Source organism: Pseudomonas sp. (assembly GCF_032058845.1).
Classification (GTDB): domain Bacteria; phylum Pseudomonadota; class Gammaproteobacteria; order Pseudomonadales; family Pseudomonadaceae; genus Aquipseudomonas.
This window is the reverse complement of record NZ_DAMCCR010000073.1, coordinates 1-22,500: the sequence shown is the minus strand read 5'-3', so window position 1 is coordinate 22,500 and position 22,500 is coordinate 1. Positions and strand designations below refer to the sequence as shown.

17 protein-coding genes and 2 pseudogenes are annotated in these 22,500 nt (G+C 59.9%); 13 read left to right on the top strand and 6 right to left on the bottom strand.

Annotated elements, in window-relative coordinates; all coding sequences use genetic code 11:
- The 6 genes from RT028_RS14415 to RT028_RS14390 all read left to right on the top strand — a co-directional run.
- Positions 1-7,441, top strand: a 7,441-nt coding sequence (locus RT028_RS14415; protein ID WP_312935804.1) for a hemagglutinin repeat-containing protein, incomplete at its 5' end; no start/stop codon positions are given.
- On the top strand, positions 7,441-7,926 hold the full coding sequence (locus RT028_RS14410) for a hypothetical protein (RefSeq protein WP_312935803.1): 486 nt from the start codon (positions 7,441-7,443) through the stop codon (positions 7,924-7,926). The genes RT028_RS14415 and RT028_RS14410, both read left to right, overlap by 1 nt.
- A 351-nt stretch (positions 7,927-8,277) precedes the next feature.
- Positions 8,278-8,667, top strand: a complete 390-nt coding sequence (locus RT028_RS14405) for a contact-dependent growth inhibition system immunity protein (protein WP_312935802.1) — start codon at positions 8,278-8,280, stop codon at positions 8,665-8,667.
- Positions 8,668-8,852: 185 nt separating this feature from the next.
- Entirely contained in the window at positions 8,853-9,782 is a 930-nt protein-coding gene (locus RT028_RS14400; RefSeq protein WP_312935801.1) for a polymorphic toxin type 24 domain-containing protein, read from the top strand.
- Positions 9,782-10,252: a hypothetical protein gene (locus tag RT028_RS14395; RefSeq protein ID WP_312935800.1), complete on the top strand. Its 471-nt coding sequence runs from the start codon at positions 9,782-9,784 to the stop codon at positions 10,250-10,252. Before RT028_RS14400 ends, RT028_RS14395 begins: the two co-directional genes overlap by 1 nt.
- Before the next feature lie 183 nt (positions 10,253-10,435).
- Positions 10,436-11,395, top strand: coding sequence for a Hint domain-containing protein (locus tag RT028_RS14390; RefSeq protein ID WP_312935799.1), 960 nt, complete (start codon positions 10,436-10,438; stop codon positions 11,393-11,395).
- Between the two features lie 606 nt (positions 11,396-12,001).
- On the opposite strand, the gene RT028_RS14385 is transcribed toward RT028_RS14390, so the two are convergent.
- Positions 12,002-12,268: a hypothetical protein gene (locus tag RT028_RS14385; RefSeq protein WP_312935798.1), complete on the bottom strand. Its 267-nt coding sequence runs from the start codon at positions 12,266-12,268 to the stop codon at positions 12,002-12,004.
- Between the two features lie 268 nt (positions 12,269-12,536).
- On the opposite strand from RT028_RS14385, the pseudogene RT028_RS14380 reads away from it, so the two are divergent.
- The 7 genes and pseudogenes from RT028_RS14380 to RT028_RS14350 all read left to right on the top strand — a co-directional run.
- Positions 12,537-12,755 (top strand): annotated as a pseudogene (locus RT028_RS14380) (hypothetical protein); the annotation flags it as partial.
- A gap of 397 nt (positions 12,756-13,152) precedes the next feature.
- Positions 13,153-13,431, top strand: a pseudogene (locus RT028_RS14375) (BrnT family toxin).
- Entirely contained in the window at positions 13,409-13,669 is a 261-nt protein-coding gene (locus RT028_RS14370; RefSeq protein WP_312935796.1) for a BrnA antitoxin family protein, read from the top strand. Before RT028_RS14375 ends, RT028_RS14370 begins: the two are co-directional and overlap by 23 nt.
- 241 nt (positions 13,670-13,910) lie before the next feature.
- Positions 13,911-14,216 (top strand): cyanide-forming glycine dehydrogenase subunit HcnA, encoded by a 306-nt coding sequence (gene hcnA / locus RT028_RS14365; RefSeq protein WP_312935795.1) that lies wholly within the window; start codon positions 13,911-13,913, stop codon positions 14,214-14,216.
- The gene (gene hcnB, locus RT028_RS14360) at positions 14,213-15,607 is read left to right on the top strand and encodes a cyanide-forming glycine dehydrogenase subunit HcnB (protein WP_312935794.1); all 1,395 of its coding nucleotides are present in this window, start codon (positions 14,213-14,215) and stop codon (positions 15,605-15,607) included. Before hcnA ends, hcnB begins: the two co-directional genes overlap by 4 nt.
- A gap of 2 nt (positions 15,608-15,609) precedes the next feature.
- A complete protein-coding gene (gene hcnC, locus RT028_RS14355; RefSeq protein ID WP_312935793.1) occupies positions 15,610-16,848 on the top strand; it encodes a cyanide-forming glycine dehydrogenase subunit HcnC in 1,239 nt (412 codons plus the stop codon).
- Between the two features lie 195 nt (positions 16,849-17,043).
- Entirely contained in the window at positions 17,044-18,099 is a 1,056-nt protein-coding gene (locus RT028_RS14350) for a DUF4434 domain-containing protein (protein WP_312935792.1), read from the top strand.
- 6 nt (positions 18,100-18,105) lie between these two features.
- Here RT028_RS14350 and RT028_RS14345 read toward each other — a convergent pair whose 3' ends face one another.
- The 5 genes from RT028_RS14345 to RT028_RS14325 form a co-directional block, all read right to left on the bottom strand.
- Positions 18,106-18,264 carry an acyl-CoA dehydrogenase family protein gene (locus RT028_RS14345; protein ID WP_312935805.1) on the bottom strand — a complete coding sequence of 53 codons (159 nt, stop codon included), beginning with the start codon at positions 18,262-18,264 and terminating at the stop codon, positions 18,106-18,108.
- A gap of 18 nt (positions 18,265-18,282) precedes the next feature.
- Positions 18,283-18,942: an alginate O-acetyltransferase AlgF gene (locus RT028_RS14340; RefSeq protein ID WP_312935791.1), complete on the bottom strand. Its 660-nt coding sequence runs from the start codon at positions 18,940-18,942 to the stop codon at positions 18,283-18,285.
- Positions 18,939-19,064, bottom strand: coding sequence for a hypothetical protein (locus tag RT028_RS14335; protein WP_312935790.1), 126 nt, complete (start codon positions 19,062-19,064; stop codon positions 18,939-18,941). The genes RT028_RS14340 and RT028_RS14335 overlap by 4 nt, the downstream gene beginning before the upstream one ends.
- Positions 19,065-19,125: 61 nt before the next feature.
- On the bottom strand, positions 19,126-20,121 hold the full coding sequence (locus RT028_RS14330; protein ID WP_312935789.1) for an alginate O-acetyltransferase AlgX-related protein: 996 nt from the start codon (positions 20,119-20,121) through the stop codon (positions 19,126-19,128).
- Between the two features lie 26 nt (positions 20,122-20,147).
- Positions 20,148-22,500: NfrA family protein (locus RT028_RS14325; protein WP_312935788.1), on the bottom strand; the 2,353-nt coding region annotated here is incomplete at its 5' end.

Genomic DNA, 22,500 nt, shown 5'->3' with positions numbered 1-22,500 from the left:
GCTGTTGGCCAGCGGCGGTCCTCTGGCCCTCGAGCTGGGCAAGGCAGCGCTGAGCAACCTGGGCGGGATCGTGCAGGGCAGCGTGGTCGACATCACTGCAGGTGCATTGAACAACGGCCGCAGCCGGGTCGACGACAGCCGCAGCGAGGCAGCCAACGCCACCCAGGTCGGCTCCATCGCCAGCCTGAGCGGCGGCCTGACCCTGAATGTCGGCACCCTGAGCAACAACGCCGGTACGCTCTTCGCCAAGACCGCGCTGCGTTTCGACGGCAACACGCTGAGCAACACCCAAGGCGGGCAGATCAGCGGCGACACCCTCAGCTTCAATGGCAACGCCCTGGACAACCGCGGCGGCCTGATCGAAGCCAACGACACCCTGGCGCTCAAGGCCACGTCCCTGGACAACCGCGACGGCCAACTGCGCGCATTGGGCAACAAGGACGCTGCATCGGCCTCCACCGCGCAGGCGGGCAGCGTCTCCACCCCCGACACCAGCACCCTCGAACTCACCGGCGCCTTGCTCAACCAGAACGGCCGCATCGCCGCCGGCAACAACACGCTGGTGCTCAAGGCCGATCACCTCGACAACCGTAACGGCAGCCTCGAACACGCTGGCGACGGCCTGCTCAGCCTGGTCTTCAACCGCGTCACCGGCGCGGGCGGGCGCATCACCACGCTCGGCGATGGCAACTGGCAGTTCGGCCAGGTCGACAGCCTCGGCAGCGTGCAGCTCAACCGCGCCCTGACCTACACCAGCAGCACCCTGGCGCTGCAAGCCGGGGATCGCCTGGCCAGCGGCAGCGGCCTTACCTTCAACCTCGACAGCCTGAACAACGGCGGCGAACTGCTCAGCGACGGTGACCTCACGCTCAACCTCACCGGCGACCTGCGCAACACCGGCCGCCTGTCGGCGCAAGGCCTGCTGGCGATCAGCGCCCATGACGTCAACCAGGACGGTGGCCGCATCGGCGCCGGCCAGGACGCGCGCCTGACCCTCACCGGCACCCTCGACAACCTCGGCTACCTCACCGCCCGCCAGGCCCTGGCCATCGACGCCGCGCAGATCCTCAACCGCGGCACCCTCGGCGCTCAAGGCGCAGTCCAGCTGCAGGCCAGCCAGCGCATCAGCAACAGTGCCGACACGCTGCTGTTCAGCGGCGGCGCCATGGCCCTGCGCGCGCAGGTGTTCGAGAACCGGTATGGCGATGTGTACAGCCGGGGCGATCTGACCTTCGCCGGGGCTGACGGTAGCCCGGCGCAGCGGTTCAGCAACCTGTCCGGCACGGTGGAGAGTGAAGGGGCCATCAGCCTGACTGCGGCCAGTGTGGAGAACGCCAGGGCCGTTTTCGAACTGGGCCAGAGCATCGTCAGTGGTAGCGTGGTGTGGGAGTGTGGGCAGCATTGCAAAGGCCATGACTGGTTCAAAGCCGGTGCTGTCTACATCGAACAGGCCCTACGTGAGCGCGCGATTCAGGACAGCCCGTTGGCGCGTCTGGTGGCCGGCAAAGACCTGAGCGTTCAGGCCAACGATGTGCAAAACCGCTACAGCCTGATGGCGGCCAACGGCAACCTCAGCATCACCGCCAACGACCTCCTCAACCTCGGTGCTTCCGAGCGTATCGGCCAGCAGAACATCACCATCAAGACCAACCGTATTCCTCGGCGCAGCTGGGATCAGATGGAGTACGTCGACATCCCGGCGTTCAACGCTGCGGTGGCCGCAGGCAATTTTGACCTTGAGCGATTTGAAGCGCTCAAGGCCCGTTCCAATGGCTACCCGTTCGAGGAATTGAGCAACGTCACGACCTGGACCGACAGCTCGCAGCCGCTCTACGCCGCCACCTTGCAAGCCGTCGGCACGGTCACCCTGAACGTTGCCCGCAGCGTGCAGAACGGCTCGATCAGCCAGCACAACACTGCAGAAATCCTCACCGGCAAACTGGGCGACGACCAGACCGGCGCCGCCGTCGGTGGCATCGACATCACCCTCAACAAACAGGCCATCGACCCCAGCGCCGCCGCCGTGGGCACGCTGCCCAGCGTGCAGCGCGTGACCGACGGCAACGGCCAGACCACCACGGTACCGGTCGACTACAGCGGCTTCCCGTTCGCCGTGGTCGACCCCACCGCCGGCGCCACCTTCCAGCTGCCCAAAGGCGACTATGGCCTGTTCGTCCGCAACCCCGACCCGAACAGCCACTACCTGATCGAAACCAACCCTGAATTCACCGACCTGTCGCGCTTCCTCGGCTCCGACTACCTGCTCAGCCGCCTCGACATCCGCCCCGACAGCACCTGGCGGCGCCTGGGCGACGGCCTCTACGAACAACGCCTGATCCGCGACGCCGTGGTGGCCCAGACCGGCCAGCGCTTCCTCGCCGACGGCCTGGTCAGCGACTACGACCAATACCGCTACCTGATGGACAACGCCCTGGCCAGCAAGGACGCGCTGAACCTCAGCCTCGGCGTGGCCCTGAACGCCGAGCAGGTCAGCGCCCTGACCCACGACATCGTGTGGATGGAAAGCCGCGTCGTGGATGGCCAGAAGGTCCTGGTGCCGGTGCTGTACATGGCCCAGGCCGACAGCCGCAACGTACGCGGCAACAGCCTGATTCAAGGCCGCGACCTGAACCTGATCAGCGGCGGCGACCTGATCAACGTCGGCACCCTGCGCGCCAGCCGCGACCTTAGCGTGAACAGCGGCGGCAGCCTCTACCAGGGCGGTTTGGTGGAAGCCGGCAACCACCTGCAGATGATCGCCCAGGACAGCATCCGCAACGCCATGGCCGGACAGATTCGCGGCGAGAACGTGAACCTGGCGGCGGTGAAGGGCGACATCATCAATGAACGCACGGCGATACAGGTGCGCGATGGCGCGGGTTACCGCACGGTGACCGATGCCGGTAGCGCGATCAGCGCGCGGCAGGACCTGGCGTTGGTGGCGGGGCGTGATGTCACCAATTACGGGGCGTTGCAGGCTGGGCGGGATGTGGCGGTGCAGGCTGGGAATGATGTGAGTTTGTTGGCGAAAACCGACAACACTCAGAAGCATCAGTCCTTCGAGGGTGGTCACCGCTACGTCATCACCACGCAGGCCAAGCAGCTCGCTTCCAGCGTGAACGCTGGCAGCGACCTGAACACCGACGCCGCACGCGACATCAACGTCGTGGCCAGCCGCGCCAATGCCGGCAACAACCTGGCACTCGACGCTGCGCAAGACGTGAACATCAGCTCGGCTCAGGACGAAAACGCCTACTACTCGTTCAAGAAGAGCAGCGGCTCGTTCGGTCGCAAGAAGACCAAGCAAGAGGAAACCTACGACGCGACCAACGTGGCGTCGGTGATCGCAGCCGGCCAGGACCTGACCATCAACACCCGCAAAGCGGCTGACGGCAGCGTCGGCCTCAACGGTGGGCGTGATGTAAACATCGTCGGCAGCCAGCTCAGCGCCGGCAACGACCTGGTGCTCGGCGCACGCAACGATGTCTCCATCGACTCGGCGACCGAGCAGCACGGCACCTACAGCAAGACCACCAAATCCGGCTCCTTCGGCTTGTCGAAGAGCGGCAAGAGCCAGATGACCAGCAACATCAATCAAGTCGGCAGCGAGCTGAGCGCCGCCAACGATGCCGTGATCGCTTCTGGCCGCGATGTGAACCTGCGCGCCAGTACCCTCGATGCCGGCAACGACGCGGATGTCAGAGCAGGCCTGGTCGACAAGAACGGCGACATCAACCTGCTGTCGGCCAACAACGAAGCTTCCAGCCATCAAGAGAAATACAAGAAGAAAACCGGCCTCTCGCTGTCCGGCGGCTTCCTGTCGTTCTCCACGGCCAAAGAAGCCGGCAACCAAGCGCAAGACAGCACCGCTGTCGGCAGCCAGCTCACTGCCCTGCGCAATGCCTATCTGCACAGCGACCGGGACATCAATGTGGTAGGCAGCCGCGTCGCCGCCAACGGTGACGTCGGCCTGCAAGCCGGCCGCGACGTCAACGTGCTGGCCGCGCAGAACGCTCGCTCCAGCCAGGACTGGAAAAGCAAGAAGCAGTCCGGCATCGGCATTTCGTCCGACGACAACGGCGTCAGCTTGTTCGCCGGTTCCGAACGCAACAAGGCCAAAGACCGTCTGGCCCAGGAAACCGCCGCCGCCAGCCAGATCAGCGCTGGCCGAGACCTCGACGTCGCGGCGCAACGCGACATCAATCAGGTGGGCTCAGACCTCGACGCAGGCAACGACATCCGCCTGATTGCCGGTCGCAACGTCAGCATCGATGCGGCTCGCGAATCGCAGGTCACCGAACAAGAGCGCGAACGCTCCCGCAACGGCCTGACGGCCACCATGAACCACAACTTCGGCAGCACCAGGGATGCCGTGCGCGGCGCCGGTAAAGGCGAAGACTCGGTCAGCAAGGCCTCCAGCACCCTGAAGGCCGTAGACAGCATTTCGCAGTTCCTTTCCGGCCCTACTGGCGATGGCAAGTTCGGCAACAGCACCGAGCGCAGCACGCAAACCGTTGAACAGACCAGCAGCCGCGGCTCGATGCTCAGCGCGGGTAACGACGTCAACATCGCTGCGCGCAATGACGTGCGCATCAGCGGCGGCCAGTTGCAGTCAGGTCGTGACATCAACATCCAGGGCCGCGATGTGACGCTTGACGCGGCCAAAGGCAGCTACAGCCAGGAAACCAGTCAGGAGCAGGGCTGGAGCGGAATTCATGGCGGCACCAGCGGCGGCTTCAAGGTGGGTGTCGGCGCGAGCCGTGGCGTGGCTAACGGCGATCAGAGCCAGGGCTCCTCGACGGTGACGACCTTGCAGGCCGGTCGTGATGCGAACCTTCAAGCCAGCAATGACCTGAACCTGATCGGCACGCAAGTGCAGACCGCACGGGATATCAACCTGCAGGCGGGCAATGACCTCAACATCAAGGCGGCGCAGAACGACAATGAGACCAATAACAGTCGTCGCAGCGGGGGTGGAGAAGCTGGGTTGGCTGTTGGGTCCGAAGGCATCGGGATTTACGTCAGCGTCAATATCGGTAAAGGCAGCCTGGAGCGCGAAGGCGAGCAGCAGCAGGAAGCCTATCTCTATGCAGGTAATCAGCTGGCGTTTACCAGCGGGCGAGACACCAATGTCGCCGGCGCAACACTGCGCGGCAATGATGTGCTGGGCCGCGTGGGGCGTGACTTCAATATCACTTCATTGCCGGACACCGGTAAGGCTCAGGGCAAAGAGTTCGACCTGAGTGCGACAGCCGTGTTTGGCCCTGGCAGCGGCTTCAGCGGTTCTGTGGGTTATGGCCAGACCACGGGGAGCAAGAACTGGGTTGAGCAGCAAACCAGTATTACTGCTCTGAACGCGCTTGATATCCGTACCCAAAACCATACCCAGCTCGATGGTGCGCTGATTGCATCGGACACTGGCAACTTGAAGCTGGATACCAACACGCTTGGGTTCAGCGATATTGCTGGTAAGGACATGGAGCATGGGTACTACCTGAATGTGGGTGGTTCGTACGGCACCGGCAAAAAGACCACCCAGGATCCAAGCCAGGTCGGTAAGAGCGATAAAGACAAGAACGGTTGGAGTGTCGAGGGCTGGAACTACAACAAAGATCGCCAGCAGATCGTGCGCGGCACGGTGGGTGCGGGTGATGTTGTGGTGCGCGGTGATGCTGAGGGTCAGGACTCGACGGCTGGACTGAACCGGGATGTGAATAGAGCGTATGAAGTCACGAAGGATGATGAGCATCGGACTGATTTGTATGTCACTAAGTCGTCGGTTGAGGCGGCGGTAAAACCCACGGAAACTGCTCATGAGTGGGTAAAGCAACTTAAGGCATATGACGAGACGGCTCGGCAAAACTTCGAAGAAGCGGGTATCGGTCTGGCCCGTGCCATCAATCGGATTGAAAGTAATTTGGGACGTAAACTTGGCGCGCCAGCCACCGAGGTATTGGGTGAAGAGCTTGCTGTGGCAACGGTTGACAGATTAATGCAGGGTGGTTTAACGGCGAGTGAGGCAAGAGGGGTTGTGGCTGACCCTAGTTTTCAGACATTAGTGATGGGAGCACTTGCAGAGCTCACGGGTAATGAGCTGAAAGCATTACCGTCCGAGTTAAAATCCATACAGTTGTCTTCATCCGGATCGAACGTGGAAGAGAACGCTTCTTCTCGAAATTATGCCCCTGGCGTGGAGCTGGACACCTCTGAGATCATCGCAGAGCGCATTCAGAGAAACTTTTCGCAAAAAGTTTTAGACGCTATGGCGAGTGCCAATGAGTATGTGGAACAACATCCGGAACAGCAAAATGCTGTACAGCTGGTAATAGCAGCAGCTCAGGGGCCTAAAGGTTTAGTGCTATACGCCGCTAATTACGTTGTTACGCAAACAAAAGAGGGCCGGGCGATTCTGGAGGCGGCTGATGAAGTCACTAGAGAAGCGGGTAAAGGATTAGCTCAAGGGCTTGAAGGTAGGGATCTTGTTGAGAGCAGCGATAATGATCAGTATCTGATAGGGGGTGGACAGCTTCTGGGCTCCGTGGTCACGGGTAGAATTTCCGGACGCAAGCCTGTAGGGGGGCATAAGTCGGTTTCTGCTGATGGACCTAAAAAGACCAGCGAAGCGTCGAAAGGCACGGAGGATGTCGCTGCGAATCGACCGGCAGATCGAGCGCCTTGCTGCTTTGCGGCCGGGACCAAAGTCTCTACTCCGGATGGGGACCGCGTTATCGAATCGCTCAAAGTGGGCGATGTGGTCTGGACCAAGCCCGAGCACGGCGGCAAGCCATTTGCAGCGAAGATTCTGGCAACGCACCAGCGCTCCGACCAACCCATCTATCGCCTGAAGCTGAAGAGCGTCCGTAGCGATGGAGGCGCATCAGGTGAGACCCTGCTCGTCACCCCGAGCCATCCGTTCTACGTCCCAGCACAGCGCGACTTCGTTTCTGTCATCGACCTGAAGCCTGGCGACCGCCTGCAATCGCTGGCTGATGGGGAATCGGAGGACAGCTCGTCGGAGGTTGAGTCGTTAGAGTTGTATCTGCCGGAGGGGAGGACGTACAACCTTACGGTGGATGTGGGGCATACGTTTTATGTGGGTGAGCTTAAGACTTGGGTTCATAATGAAGGGCCTTGTGACTCTCGAAACTCGAACGGTGCAAAAGGTTCTATCAAAGCGAGCGAAACAATTGGTCGGCCAGTAGAGGCGGTAATTGGCGGTCGCAAACGCTTACTGCGTGTGGATATCGAACCTAATGGTAAGCTTCAAATACAATCGGGAAGCGGAAAAAATTCGATCGTTGATTTCAGACCAGATTTATCAATGCCTCTTGCCCCGCAAATCCATCAGGCTTTCAAAAGGCAGCCGCAATCTGTAAGAGATCAACTGGTGAGAAACGCTGAAAAAGGTCTGAAACGCTTACAAGAAACAGGGAATATGTAATGAGAGCTAGATATGTAGTTGTAGTTGAAGGTGACTCCATACTGCCTGAGCGGGATTCATTGATTGAAAGCGCATGGGGTGATTTGCCAGTTTCTTATATTCAAGGTAACGAAAAATTAAATGAGTCTGATTTTTTAGACTTTAAGATTAATAAGTGGGAGATTAATAACAACTGGAGTAATAAGCAGAGCTCAGAGCCATTCATACGGCTAGAAATATTAAAACAAGATTCCCTTGTAGAATACGTGGTAAAAGAAGGTCTGATATTACCTGCTCATAATTATTCAGGTTTTCTTCTGGTTTTTGAAATTGACTCTAATGCAGAGCTTGTCGATGAAATTTCACTTTTTAGAGTGCTTTCTGTATTTTCTGATGAGTATAAGGTTTATAGATGGACTAACACGGTTGAGGCTCTAGGCTCGGAATTTTTCTCTCTGGTGCCATCTCGAGAAAAACTAATGGAAATGATTTGCAGCTATATATGATATTTTTAAATCTTAATTTCCGATACACCCCATGTGACCATGGCTTGTAAGCTGCTCGCCAGCTTGTCGTACCAGCAACGACCTGAATCTGATCGGCACGCAAGTGCGGACCGCGCTATTTCAAGGATAGTGATATTACGGGTACATTAAAGGATATGGCAGGTAACCCTGTACCGAAGCCTTGGGGGTTGGTTATTGGGATCACCTCAAAGAGATGAACGACACTCTTCGAGGTTTGCGGAACCATGCGGAAACCTTAGAGGGCATTAATGAACCTTCAGCGCGAGCTGCGCGTCAGCTAGCGGTCGATACTATCGATCGTATTGAATCAGCTTTAAATGGTGCCGGGATATGACGTTTCGTGATTTGGAAAAACTTACTAAAATTGGTTGGGAACCAGCAAGCAGCCCTGCTTCTTTGACCGAATGGTATCTTTTAATACGTGATACTCCGCTAGAAAACTTAAGTATAGGCGACATATGTCGCGCAGTTAGGCAAAATTTTTTTGTTAATGAATTATTACCCTTTGCTGTGACATTTCTGCATGATGATGTGTTGGCAGGAGAGAAATACGACGGCGAACTGATTGTAGCTCTTGCAAGTGTGAGTGCGGAGTATTGGCAGGAAAACACAAGCTTGGCGCAAAAGGCCGTTTGCGCCCTAAACGAATTTAATAATTTAAGCCAAGATTCTGACCTGTTAAAGGATGCTTCGAATTTGATGAGCGCCCTTGGCGTTTAAGTAGTTGGTAAGTTGGCGCGTAAACCAAGAAGAGATTGCACAGCTCAAGGCGACAGGCGAGTTTTATGGGCGGGGCTTATTCAGCGAGGGCCGGGATAGGAGCGATGACAAGCTTGGTGCTCATAACACCGCCGTGAAAAGAGCAACTGCGGCTGGCGTTATCGTTGCTGGCCTTGTTGTAGGCGTTGGAGGATACGGCGCGATGGTGGCTACCGCTTCTTAATAAGACCAGCGAAGCTTCGAAAGGCACGGAGAATGTCGCCGCGAATCGACCGGCAGATCGAGCGCCTTGCTGCTTTGCAGCCGGGACCAAAGTCTCTACCCCGGATGGCGACCGCGTTATCGAATCGCTCAAAGTGGGCGATGTTGTTTGGACCAAGCCCGAGCACGGCGGCAAGCCATTTGCAGCGAAGATTCTGGCAACGCACCAGCGCTCCGACCAACCCATCTATCGCCTGAAGCTGAAGAGCGTCCGTAGCGATGGAGGCGCATCAGGTGAGACCCTGCTCGTCACCCCGAGCCATCCGTTCTACGTCCCAGCACAGCGCGACTTCGTTTCTGTCATCGACCTGAAGCCTGGCGACCGCCTGCAATCGCTGGCTGATGGGGAATCGGAGGACAGCTCGTCGGAGGTTGAGTCGTTAGAGTTGTATCTGCCGGAGGGGAAGACGTACAACCTTACGGTGGATGTGGGGCATACGTTTTATGTGGGTGAGCTGAAGACTTGGGTTCATAATGTGGGGCCTTGTGATACTGCATCTGAGGGGGCAAAAGGAATAAACTCCCCTTCAGTACCTCGCAATGCCAGCAACCTAGCAGGCGGTCCGCTGCAAAACGCAGCGCAGATAAGCGGACGTTTCAAACTTGATGGTGGACCAGTCAATGGAACGCTTTATAGAGCTGATAATAAAGGGAATATTACCAGCTATGCTGTGTATGATTCGTCGGGAATGATTGTTAAAAGAGTTGACGTTACTGGAGCCGCGCATGCTAATGTGCAAACACCGCATGTAATTGAATACGGTAGAAATAATTTGCCGGACGGGACGATCAGAGTTCAATCGCCCTCGACCAAATTAGCACCAAGGCCTGCTAAACCTGATGAGATTCCATAATGAAAATTAATACAATTAATCCTATGCTCGGCTTAGATCGTTATGAGTCTTGGAAGTCGGCGTGGATGAACAAAGATGAGCTCAATGAGCTCTCCTATATAAGCAATCAGTGCAATCCTGAGGATGTATTGCTGTCGAGCAAGCTTTTTTTCCCCGATTTTATTGTTGATGGAGAAGGCGTTTTTTTAGAAAATAAATATGATATTGATGTTGTTAGATGTTGGCTGGAAAAATTCAATGGTGACCTGCACGCGACCGAGAGAATGATCAATCATATGCATATTTATGATGTCTTTGATGGGTGTTCTGAAAATGTCGATGATAGGGTTTTTGAACAGTTGGCCGCGGTAATAGCATTCTCATGGCGTTTGGTTTTGAGAGAAAAATTCTCTGATAGGAATTTTAGTGTAGTAGTTTCTAACTCAGATCAGGATTATGGTCCAGTGGTTACCTTTTTCCAGATAATTTAATGGTGCAAAAGTAAAGAATCTCCGGGCATTGTTCGAAACGAAAATTGAAGCTGCTACACAGATCCCATACCAAGTGCAGTCTCATATAAAAATTAACAGTGGCGGTACGGAAATTTTGACGATTACTACCAGAAAAAAAGAACACTACTAGACTGAGCGGCGAGGCAGGTAAGCCTAGGCTCCGTGGTCACGGGTAGAATTTCCGGACGTAAGCCTGTAGGGGGGCATAAGTCGGTTTCTGCTGATGGACCTAAAAAGACCAGCGAAGCGTCGAAAGGCACGGAGGATGTCGCTGCGAATCGACCGGCAGATCGAGCGCCTTGCTGCTTTGCGGCCGGGACCAAAGTCTCTACTCCGGATGGGGACCGCGTTATCGAATCGCTCAAAGTGGGCGATGTGGTCTGGACCAAGCCCGAGCACGGCGGCAAGCCATTTGCAGCGAAGATTCTGGCAACGCACCAGCGCTCCGACCAACCCATCTATCGCCTGAAGCTGAAGAGCGTCCGTAGCGATGGAGGCGCATCAGGTGAGACCCTGCTCGTCACCCCGAGCCATCCGTTCTACGTCCCAGCACAGCGCGACTTCGTTTCTGTCATCGACCTGAAGCCTGGCGACCGCCTGCAATCGCTGGCTGATGGGGAATCGGAGGACAGCTCGTCGGAGGTTGAGTCGTTAGAGTTGTATCTGCCGGAGGGGAAGACGTACAACCTTACGGTGGATGTGGGGCATACGTTTTATGTGGGTGAGCTGAAGACTTGGGTTCATAATGAAGGGCCTTGTGATAATCAAAAGACAGGCGGTTCGGATAAAGCACCACCTATCAAGCACTCATCGGGTGTAGAACTACCTAGAAGTCAGTCCCAGATGATTGCTAATTTTGAGGCTGCGGGCTACCCATCAAAACCTGTTGTTTCACCTACAAGCGGAAATGTTGTTGGTACGCAGTATATTATGCCGGATGGATCCCGTGTGCGTGTCATGAAGGCAGACGGGAAAAACTCGCAGAGAGCATCATTTGAAAATGCTAATGGTGGACCAATAGATCCAACAACTGGAAAACCACCGCAACCTCCTAAAGGTCTTTCTAATAATGAGAGAAAGCAGTGGGTCAGAACAAAAACCCATATTGAGCAGGTAGAATAATGTTTGATTTTCTGAGAGTTGCGAGTTCATATTTTCCTCTGGAAATCAAGGAGGTTATATGGGTTGATGATAATTTAATTATTTCTGGTGAAGCCTGGAGCTTTAGCACTCTCAGCGTTTGGAGGGTGTCTAAAGGTAGCGAACTCTTGTTCACATGCTGGGACGACCCAGTAGAAAAGGGTTTGATGAGACTAGTCGGGCTATCACTAGAAAATATCTCCTGGATCAACATAAACCAGCCGATAGACCCATCATTGATATTTACTGATGGTAGCAGACTGGATGTTTTTTCTTCTTTTGCCCAGGACCCTTGGGTTTTTAGACTTCCGAGTGGAGTTACCTACGTTGGAAACTCATAATATGTGCATTGAGCCTGTGTTTGATGAGTGATTTCTTATAGAGATAATTATTATTACGTTGTGACTTTCGGTTGATTAAGTTGTCTTGGATTATTATCTAAATGTTTACATTTTTCGAATTAATCATAAATTCTAGCTGTAATGAATTAGAGTTAATTTTAGTCGTCGCGAACGCCTAGGATTTACTAGGAGGCTCTTTAAAGTTTAGTTTTTCAAGGGCAGTTAGAAATTAACTGCCCAGCCTCTTTTAAATTATTTGATGGAGATTTTTCCCAAGAACATCAAGCAAGTCGCATCCGTCCCGCAGTTGCACCGCCAGCACCTTTGCCCAATAGCTCGGCATAGACGCTTCACAATTCTCATTTTGCTCGTTTGCAAATTCTTCCAACGCTTCAGTCACAGCACGAATCCTGTGCATCGCCGCATCATGCAAGATGCCAAGCGGCGCCTGTGTGTCGATCCACAGTGCTGGCGCGTTCGAATCGATGTCTGTCAAGGGAATATATCTGCTCATCTTCGGCCTCTACTCAAGTGATAAATACCATCACTCAAACGTCGCCAAACGAATGGGTGACAGCTGTACGCAGGTTGGCGAACCGGCAGTAGAGAAAACCGGCAGACCCGAAGGTCTCCCACGCACAGCCGTCATAAAACGACTTTGCGCGCGCGAGCTGCTGCAGAACGCTGCAAGCTTGCGCATTTCTCCACCGTCAGGTCGCCAAACCCGAATCGCTATGTGAGCGACGCGCGGACTATAAGTCTTTCGCCTATAAGCACACAACGCATTCAACGGCCAACGCTTCCTCGCCGACGGCTTGGGCAGCGACTACGACCAGTACCGCTACCTGATGGACAACGCCCTGGCCAGCAAGGACGCGCTGAACCTCAGCCTCGGCGTTCTGGGCGAGGTGAATGTCACGGCCGGCAAGGATGTCGATGCCATCGCAGCGGACATTGTGACCGGCAAGGACGTCAGGTTTGGCGGCCAGAACGCGCGCATCGTCGATGCCGCCAACTAGGCCTCGATTCAATCACAACATGAAAGCGAGAAGTCTGGCCTGACCCTGGCGTTCTCCGGGGTAGTCGGCGAGGCGGTGAACACCACCGTCCAAAACGCTCAACAGGCCAAACGCGAAGACGACAGTCGCCTCACTGCGCTGCAAGGCGTGAAGGCGGGCCTGTCCGGGTATCAGTCCTGGCAAGCGGCACAGGCGTTGGAGTCCGGTATACAGTGAGGCAACTTCTTTGGTCTGGCACTCTCGATGGGTAGCCAGAAGTCCAGGTCCGAGCAGCTTGAAAAACAACTCGTTAGTCAGGGCAGCGACGCTGACGCGCGGGGCTTTGCTTATTCACGAATGAGCGTATTGTGTATGTACATCAGTACATACAGGATGCTCCATGCGGTTTGAATGGGACGAAATCAAAAACCAAACTAATATCCGCAAGCCTGGCATCGACTTCAATGATGTGCCCGATATCTTCCAGCACCCTATGCTGGCCTTGCGCGATGAGCGGATCGACTACGGCGAGGAGCGCTGGATCAGTATTGGCTGGATCAAGGTGCTGATTGGCGTAGTGGTGTACACAGAGCGGTGAGGTGATGTGATTCGCATCATCTCGGCCCGAAAAGCTACCAGACAGGAGGCCAAGCGCTATGTCGAAACCATCGAAAACTGACTGGAAACGCCTGTCCGGGCTGGATGACCAAGAGGTAGATACCAGTGACATGCCAGAGCTGGGTGACGATTTTTTCAGCCGCGCAGAGCTCCATGTGCCTGTAAAGCAGGCAGTCACCATCCGACTCGATGCCGACGTCTTGCAATGGTTCAAGGGCCAAGGTGCGGGCTACCAAACGCGCATCAACTTGCTGCTGCGCCGGTACATGCAGGCCCAGCAGGGTAACCCCCCGCTGTAATCGAGCGCTGTTTGTTCTGGCTGATGAAGGACCATCATGCCCAGAGAGTGGAGTCTCTGCCGCCAGCGGTAGAGCGTCGCCGCTCGCATCGGGCATCACACACGCAGACCTGCTACGCCCTACCACCACTCATCGTCCTTCCCCCGCTATCCACCTTCTACCCGCCTCAAGTCAATTTTCCCTACAGACACCTCGCCTACCCTGTCCGATCTCTTTGACATGGACGACAAGGCATACCCTCATGGAACGCATACTCGACATCCAGCCCCTCGCGGCTGACCAGCTCTCGCTGCACATCAACGGCACCGCCGTCACCGCCGCCCCGGGCGAAACCGTGCTCAGCGTGCTCAACGCCGTCGGCCTGCGCCAACTGGCGCGCAACGACCACGGCCAGCTCAGTGGTGCGTTCTGTGGCATGGGCGTGTGCCATTGCTGCCTGGTGGCCATCGACGGTCGGCCCAAGCGTCGCGCTTGCCAGACCGTGGTGCGCGCCGGGATGCGGATCGAGACCGAGGTCAATCGCATTGGCAGTGAGGCGCGGGTATGAGCGTGCGTCCGGTGATCGTCGGCGGTGGGTCGGCGGGGATGGCGGCGGCCATCGAGCTGGCCGGGGAGGGCGTGGCCAGCGTGCTGATCGATGAGGCGTCGCGCCCGGGCGGTGTGGTGTTTCGCGGGCCGCTGCGGGCGGGGGTCGACCTGGGCTATCTGGGCGCACGCTACAGCAAGGCGCTGGGCGCGCTGCACGCGCAGTTTGCGGCCTGTGCCGATTTGGTCGACGTACGCTTGAACAGCCGTGTGGTGGGCGGTGACGAGCAGTCGCTGGCGGTGCTCGATGAGCACGAGCAGTTGCAGCAGGTGGGTTTCGAGCAGCTGTTGCTGGCGGCCGGTTGCCATGAGCGCAACGTGCCATTTCCGGGCTGGACGCTGCCGGGGGTGATGCTGCTTGGCGGGCTGCAGTTGCAGATCAAGAGCAACGTGGTCAAGCCGCTGGGCGCAACCCTGATCGCCGGCACCGGGCCGTTGCTGCCGTTGGTGGCCTGCCAGCTGCATGCGGCCGGGGCCAAGGTGGCGGGGGTGTACGAGGCCTGTGCGTTTGGTCGTATAGCCCGCGAAAGCCTGGCGCTGATGAACAAGCCGCAATTGTTTCTCGATGGCCTGAGCATGCTTGGCTACCTCAAGCTCAACGGCATTCCCATGCACTACGGCTGGGGTGTGGTGCAAGCGCGAGGGGAGGGCGAGCTGAATGAAGTGAGCGTGGCCCCTTACGACCCGGACTGGAAAGCCGACCTGACCCGCGTGCAGCGCGAGTCGGTACAGACCTTGGCGGTGGGCTATGGCTTCATCCCACGAACTCAGCTCAGCCAGCAACTGGGCCTGGCCCATGGCTTCAGCGACGATGGCTATCTGCGCGCCGAGTGCAACGTGTGGCAGCAGAGCAGCATGTCGCACATCCACCTGGCCGGCGACATGGCCGGTATTCGCGGTGGCGAGGCGGCGATGCTCACGGGGCGGATTGCGGCGGTGTCGATGCTGCAGCAGCTCAAGGTGCTGAACGCCGAGCAGGCCATCGAGCGGCGCGAGCGTTACCTGGGGCAACTGGCGGCGATCAAACGTTTCCGCTCCGGGGTGGAGCGCTACACCGCGCGCGGCCCGGCGCAGATCGAGCTGCCGCAGCCAGACACCGTGATCTGCCGCTGCGAGCAGGTGACCCGCGATGCCATCGACCTGGCCCTGGCCCAGGGCGTGCAGGACATGGCCGGGCTGAAGATGCGCACCCGCGTCAGCATGGGTGATTGTCAGGGACGCATGTGCGTGGGCTATTGCAGCGACCGCCTGCGGGCATCCACCGGGCGCGCGGATGTGGGTTGGCTGCGGCCGCGTTTTCCGGTGGACCCCGTACCGTTTTCAGCATTCCAGAACCTGGGCACGGAGGCCTGAGCATGACCAAGACTTACGACATCGTGATTGCCGGCGCCGGAGTGATCGGCGCCTCGTGTGCGTACCAGCTGTCCAAGCGCGGCAACCTGCGCATCGCCCTGATCGACGACAAGCGCCCGGGCAACGCCACCCGCGCCTCGGCCGGGGGCTTGTGGGCCATTGGCGAATCGGTGGGGCTGGGTTGTGGGGTGATCTTCTTTCGCATGCTCTCGTCCCAGGCCAAGCGCCAGGCCCATGGTGCAGCGGTGGCGGTGGATTCGAGCACGCCGCACATCCTGCCGCAGTGCTTCTTTGACCTGGCGTTGCAGTCGAACGCGATGTATCCGCAGTTGCACCAGGAACTGATCGAGCGCCACGGCATGGACTTCAAGTTCGAACGCACCGGGCTCAAGTACGTGATTCAGGACGACGAAGACCAGCTCTACGCCGAGCACATCGTCAAGCACATCCCGCACCTGCAGGAGCAGATCCGCTGGCTCGACCGCAAGGCCCTGCGCGCCACTGAGCCGGCGGTGTCGGCCGAGGCCAACGGCGCGCTGGAGTTTCTCTGCGACCACCAGCTCAGCCCGTTCCGCCTGGGTGATTCGTACATGGAGGCGGCGCGGCAGAATGGTGTCGACCTGTACCTCAACACGCGGGTCACCGATGTGCTGCACCACGGCGGGCGGATCAAGGGTGTGCGCACCGAGCAGGCCGGTGATTTCCACTGCGACACCCTGATCAACGCTGCCGGTGCCTGGGCTGCCGAACTCAGCGAGTGGGCCACGGGCCTGTCGATTCCGGTGAAACCGGTGAAGGGCCAGATCGTGCTGACCGAGCGCCTGCCCAAGCTGCTCGACGGCTGCATCACGACCAGCGATTGCTACATGGCGCAGAAGGACAACGGCGAGATCCTCATTGGCAGCACCACCGAAGAGAAAGGCTTCGACGTCAGCACCACGATCCCCGAAATCACCAGCCTGGTGCAGGGCGCGACCCGCTGTGTACCGGCGCTGGCGCACGTGAACCTCAAGCGCACCTGGGCCGGGCTGCGGCCTGGATCCCCGGACGAGCTGCCGATTCTTGGGCCTGTGGATGAAATGCCGGGGTATTTCAATGCCTGTGGACATTTCCGCACCGGCATTCTGACGTCGGCCATTACCGGGGTGATGCTGGATAAAGTTATCCACAATGAGCCTTCGCTGGTGGATATCGCGCCGTTTCTGGCGCGGCGGTTTGCGCGGGCGGCGGTGGGCGTATGAGGGGCTGTGGGAGCGGGGGCTGTGGATAAGACCGATCAGGTCGAGGAAGGACAAGCGATGCGGCCTCCCGCGATTGAGAACGACATCCCTCAGCGCGGATCGGCTTAAAAACGGCTTGTCGCCCACGCGCCTCTGGCCTGCGGCAGAGCACGTCTAACGGCTGCACCGGGCGCTCTGTTGGCGCCAGGTCGACGCTTGCTTGATGTCAGAAATCGCTGCCGGGGCTACCATGCACGCCTGCTTCTTGAAGCCCACCCACGCTCCGAAAAGGCCTTCATCATTACCCACGTCACGTTGAGCCGACGCCGGTTGTTGTCACTGCTGGCCTGCGCACCGCTGGTCGTCGGCATCCCGGGCTGTGCGCCTGCGACGGGGCTGCAAGGCAGTTTCCTGCAGCTGTGGAAAAGCCATGCGGACCTGACCCCCGCGCAATGGCGCGCGCGCTTGTCGGCGATGGCCGACATGGGATGCCAGACCCTGACCCTGCAATGGGTCGGGCTGATTGGCGGCGCGTCGGCGTGGATGGCGCCCGAGGCGCTGCTGCGGACCGTGTTCGACATCGCCCACGACGAGGGCATGAAGGTGCAGGTCGGGCTGCCCTGCGACAACGCCTGGTGGCAGGCGCTCTCGGCCGACCCGTCGGGCCAGGCGGCGTTCTTCGACGCCTCGCTGGCGGCAGCGCAGCACTACATGGCCAGCGCGCCCTGGCCGCGCCATCGGGCCTTCGCAGGTTGGTACATTCCCTATGAACTCGAGCAGTACCACTGGGCGACCCTGGACCGCCAGCAACGCCTTGCGCAGTGGCTGCAGGGGTTTTCCAGCAGCGCGATCCAGCACAGTGGCCGTACTCCGGCGATTTCCACGTACTTCAGTGTGCTGGCCACGCAGGGCTCACTGTCGCAGTTGTGGCGTGTTCTGCTCGATACCGCGCCACTGCGCCCGCTGGTGCAGGACGGCGTCGGTGTGGCGGGGCTGCGCAACGTGCTGGCCATCGAACCGCTGCTGCTGGAGCTGCGTCAGCGCCAGGTGCCGTTCGACATCGTGGTGGAATTGTTCGAGCAATTGCCGTCGCCGAAGAACGACGGCACCGATTTCACTGCGCGCTCGGCCGACTACGTGCGGGTGCGGCGCCAGCTGGAATGGGCGCGCAGCGCTGGTGCCGACAACGTCATCGCCTTCGCCCTGGACCCTTGGGCACTGGCTGACGACCCCCGCGCGCGTAGGCTGCGCGAAGACTGGCTCAGGGGCTGAGCGCAGTCAGAGGCTGCGGCCGACGATTTCCCGCATGGCCTCGCTGCCGCCGCCGAAGCTGCGCATGGGCCGCGCATCCGCCCAGGCCCGGCCGATGCCGTACTCGCTGCTGTAGCCGGAGCCGCCGTGCAGTTGCAGCAACTGGTCGAGAATCTGCCCTTGCAGCTCGCCGGCAATACGGGTTTACCGAGTCCAGGGTGCGGTGCGGCTGAGCTCGCCACGCAGCGTCGGCGCAGCGGCGCTGCCGGTCAGGAACAGCACGTAATGATCGCCAGGCTGCAGGAGCGGCATCGCCAGCACGTCGGTCTGCGCCGACGCGCAACCGGCCTGCAGTGAGGCGCTTACCGGGTTGATGGCGCGCGCCTGGTTGCTGAATGGCGAGACCTCAGTGAACAACGCCAGGCCATCCTTGAGCTGCAGCTGGGCAGTCGGGCAATCTGCGACGAGGTTGTAGAAGCGCAGCTCGGCCTTGAGCGCATTGTCACCGGCGCTGGCTTCGGGCAGGGCCCGCAGCGTGCCGCCGTCGAGCATGACACTCTGATAGTTGCCCGCCGCCACGCTCAGTGTCCCGACTGTGGCGCCGTCGATCTGTACGGTGAAGGGCTTGCCGCCCTCGACCACGTTGTAGGCACTGGCGAGGTGATCGGAGCCTGCAGGCTGAGGGGCGTTTGGCCCGACCTGGACCTGCGTTGCCTTGCCCGCCGGCTGCAGCACCCGCACGAAGGCCGAGTCGGCGGGCGGACGCGGTGCGTACAGCTGGGCCAACCGGCCCTCGGCCTGCAAGGCGGTGGAAAAAGCACTCGTCAGCAGCAGCGCAGCAGCGGTCACGGTACGGGCAGTCATTGGGGTTCCTTGGTTTTTCTCGAACGGGCCTGTTGATACAGCTCGGCCAGGCCCTTGCGATTGATCGTGTTCGAAGGGGTGCCTGGGAAAACGCCGCAGGCCAGCAGTTCCGAGGGAATCATGTAGGCCGCTGCTGCGTAGACGCGGTGCAGGGGAGGCTGGCGATTCCCTGTCGGCCATCGATCACTTGCCGAGCGCCGCACGCAGGCGCTGGCGCCAGGCATCCGCGCTCATGATCGAGGCGTTGTCCCACAGGCCACTGGCCTGCGGGCCTTGCGCGTAGGTGGGCTCGAACACCTGCCAGACCAGGACCTGCGGCGGGTTGCGCTTGAAGTCAGGCGATTCGAGATACTCCAGCAACAGGATCCACTGGCCGACGTTACCCGGCTTCCAGTTGACCGACACCGGGCGGTCGAGGCTGTTGGAGAGCTTCTGTGGGAAGCCGAAGTACGGCTGCACCATGCTGTGCCCGGTCACGTGCACCGGTGCGGCGCTGTCGCTCAGCAGGCTGTTGGCGGCCACCTGGCGGCGTATGGTGAAGGTTTCCCGGCCGGTGGCCTTGCGCTGTTCAGGGGTGAGAAAACGTTCAGCCAGATCGCCATAGCGGCGCTCCTTCAACTCGCTACCCAGGGCCATGCCGCTGCCCGCGTCGCCGTTGAGCGCGGGTACGGCCTCGCGCGCCTGGGCGGCGGTGGCCTGGGCCGTGGCGTCGGCGGCGGCCTGCGTCCAGTGCTGGTCGGTGCGGTAGAACACGTCCTTGCCGCTGTCCTTGAGTTGGCGCAGCACCTTTTCGTCGTCGATGGCGCTGATGCCGGCCTGGTGGAGGCTGGTGAGGATGGTCTGGTAACGCTGCTGCACGGCCGGGCTGAGGGCTTTACCGGCAGGCAGCTTGTCCGGATAGAAGCGTGTCTTGTCGGGCAGCACCAGCACTTGCAGCTTTACCCCCCGGGCGGCCAAAGCCTGCTGGGCTTCCTTGATCAGGGCGGTGGAGGCAGCAATGCCGCGGCTGTCGACCTCGCTGAGGCTGCCCCAACCGGGAAACAGCCAGCCGTCGCTGCCGCGCAGCACGATCGAGGCGTCATCGGCGGCTGCCGACCCAGCTGCAACGCTAAAGGTGGCAGCCAGTAGCGCGGCGCTCAGGCGTCTGGTGACGGGGGCGAACAATGGCGAAAAAATCATGGAGGGTCTCCTCGGCATGGCGCTGCTCAGTACGACAGCGTCAGGTTCATGAACAGCCCCTTGGCCCGTTCGGTCGCGCCGCCGCCAATGGGCAGGCGGTACTGCATCGACCAGTCGAGGTAGGAGCGCGGGGCGTGGTAGTGGTCTTCGCGGAACCAGTAGCGCAGGTTCACGCCAGGGCCGGCGGCCATGGACCAGGTGCGGGCGTCGCTGGTGAGCGAGTAGTTTTTGTCTTTGAGCTCTTTGGCGAGTACAGGAAATGCGTCGGTGCCGCTGCCGAGCGTGAGGTCGGTGGCCTGGTCCTTTTGCCAGATCCAGTCGGCGGCGCCCACCACATGGGGGAACAGCACCAGCGGGGCCCTGCCCAGGCGGAAGCTCCGGCCAATGCGGATTTCGTTGGTCAGGAACAGCTGCTCGCGGCGCAGTCGGCCGTTTTCTTCCATCAGTTCACGGCCCGCGCGGCCTCGTGAGTCGACATCGTGGAAGGTGTACTTCGCCGAATTGTCTTCCAGTGAGTAACCCAGCTGCGAATAGGCTTCGGCAGTGAACCAGTTGGACACGTCCTGGCGCAGCTCGGTGCCGCGGTAGAAACCGTAGGTGGTGTAGGCCAACCAGCCGCCAGCGCTGCTGTCGAGCTTATAGCGGGTGAGGAGGCCGTTGATCGTGGGGGCGCCGGGAGTGGCCTGAGTAGTAGCATCGTTCTGCTTTGTGATGGCCCGTTGAATCGAACACCGATCCGTATTCGAAGCCGGATACGCCGTCCCTTCCCGCGTCCCCGAGCCAATGAAGAACCGTCGTTCCAGCCCCACCGTGAACCCGGTATCGGAAATCAGGTAGCGCACCCCGAGCGAGCCGATGGTGCTGGGGAAGCCTGCAACCGAGTTGGACTGCGTGGTGCGGTCGGTCGAGTCGCGAACGTCTTCGGCACTGATGCCTGAGCAAGGGTCGACGAAGCGTCGCGACTGGAACTTGCCGCCTTCGTCGTACAGGGTGTTGGTCAGCCTGCCGTAGACTTCGAGCATGCCGTTCTGGTTGTTCAGCTGACTCGGACGCCAGTAGCCCTCGACCGTATTGAAGATCGAATCGCCCGACGTGCTCAGGCCCGCTCCGGCCACCGTGGTGCTGGGGCGCGCGCCGCGGTAGCCGTGGGCAACGGTGGCGCCCCATTCGCGGTCCAGGTCGGCCACGGCCTTGCGGGTGTTGTAGCGCTGCGTCGAGTCGAGCGGCAACTGATCGGCATCGTTGAGGTCGATGGCACGCTTGAGCTGGCGCACCGCTGTCGGGTTTTCGCCCATCGCCGACAGCGCGTAGGCCTCATCGAGCATGGCCGTGCTCGGGCCCTTGCTGACATCCTGGGCGGCGCGGAAGTCTTCGCGCGCGCGCGCCGGCTGGCGGCTGCGCATACGCAGGTAACCGCGCTGCATCAGCAGGTCGGTGTCGCTGGGCGTACGGGCGATGGCGTCGTTCAGGCGCCGCTCGGCTTCGGCGGCCTGGCGAGCGTTGCCGGCGGCCAGGGTGAACGTCAGCAGACGCTGTAATTCGAGGTTGTCCGGGTCTAGCTCGACCGCCTTGCGCGCTTGCGCAATGGCCTCCTGAAAATCCTCGCGGGCGTAGGCGGCATAGGCTTCGCTGGCCGGCCCGCTGGCGCCGCTGGTATCGGCCGGAAGCAGTTCGCACTGGGTGCCGTAAGGCGTGTCCTGGCACGACTGCTGCGGTGAGGGATAGCTGCTCAGGGTCAATGGCGCTATCGGGGTGCGGCCGTCCGACAGGGCCTTGTGCCGGCGCGACACGGCCTCATCGGTGGGGTCCATCGGCGCCAGCAGGGTGCTGGCGCGTGCCCTGTCACCGCCTGCCAGGGCCGCATCGATGGCGAGCAGACGGACATTGCGCAGTTGCTCCTCGTCCAGCCAGTCCTGGGCCAGCGCGCTGTCGAAGTCGGCGCGAGCCGCGGCACTGTTGCCCTGGAACTGCCGCAGGTAACCGCGCATGACCAGCATCACGGTGTTTTCGTCGTCGTTATCCAGCGCCTCGTTGGCAGCCTGTTCGGCGGCAGCCGATTGCTTGTCGAGCAGCAACGCGGTGACCAGCAGCAGGCGATGGCTGGCGATGTCCGGTGCCAGACGCGTGGCTTCGCGGGCCAGCGATACGGCATCGCCGGGGCGGTTGGCGATCAGCGCCTGATAGCCTTGCTCGGCCGGGCGCACGGCCATGCGTCGGTTCAGGGTCTGGCGGCGGGCCAGCAGATCACTGCGATTGGGCGCTCCCAGCCGGATGCCGGTGTCCACTGCAGCGGCGGCGTCGGACCAGCGCTGCTGCGCTTCGAGTGCGTCCAGCCAGAGCAGCGCCCAGGCGCCCTGGCTCGGGTCGATGTGCACGGCC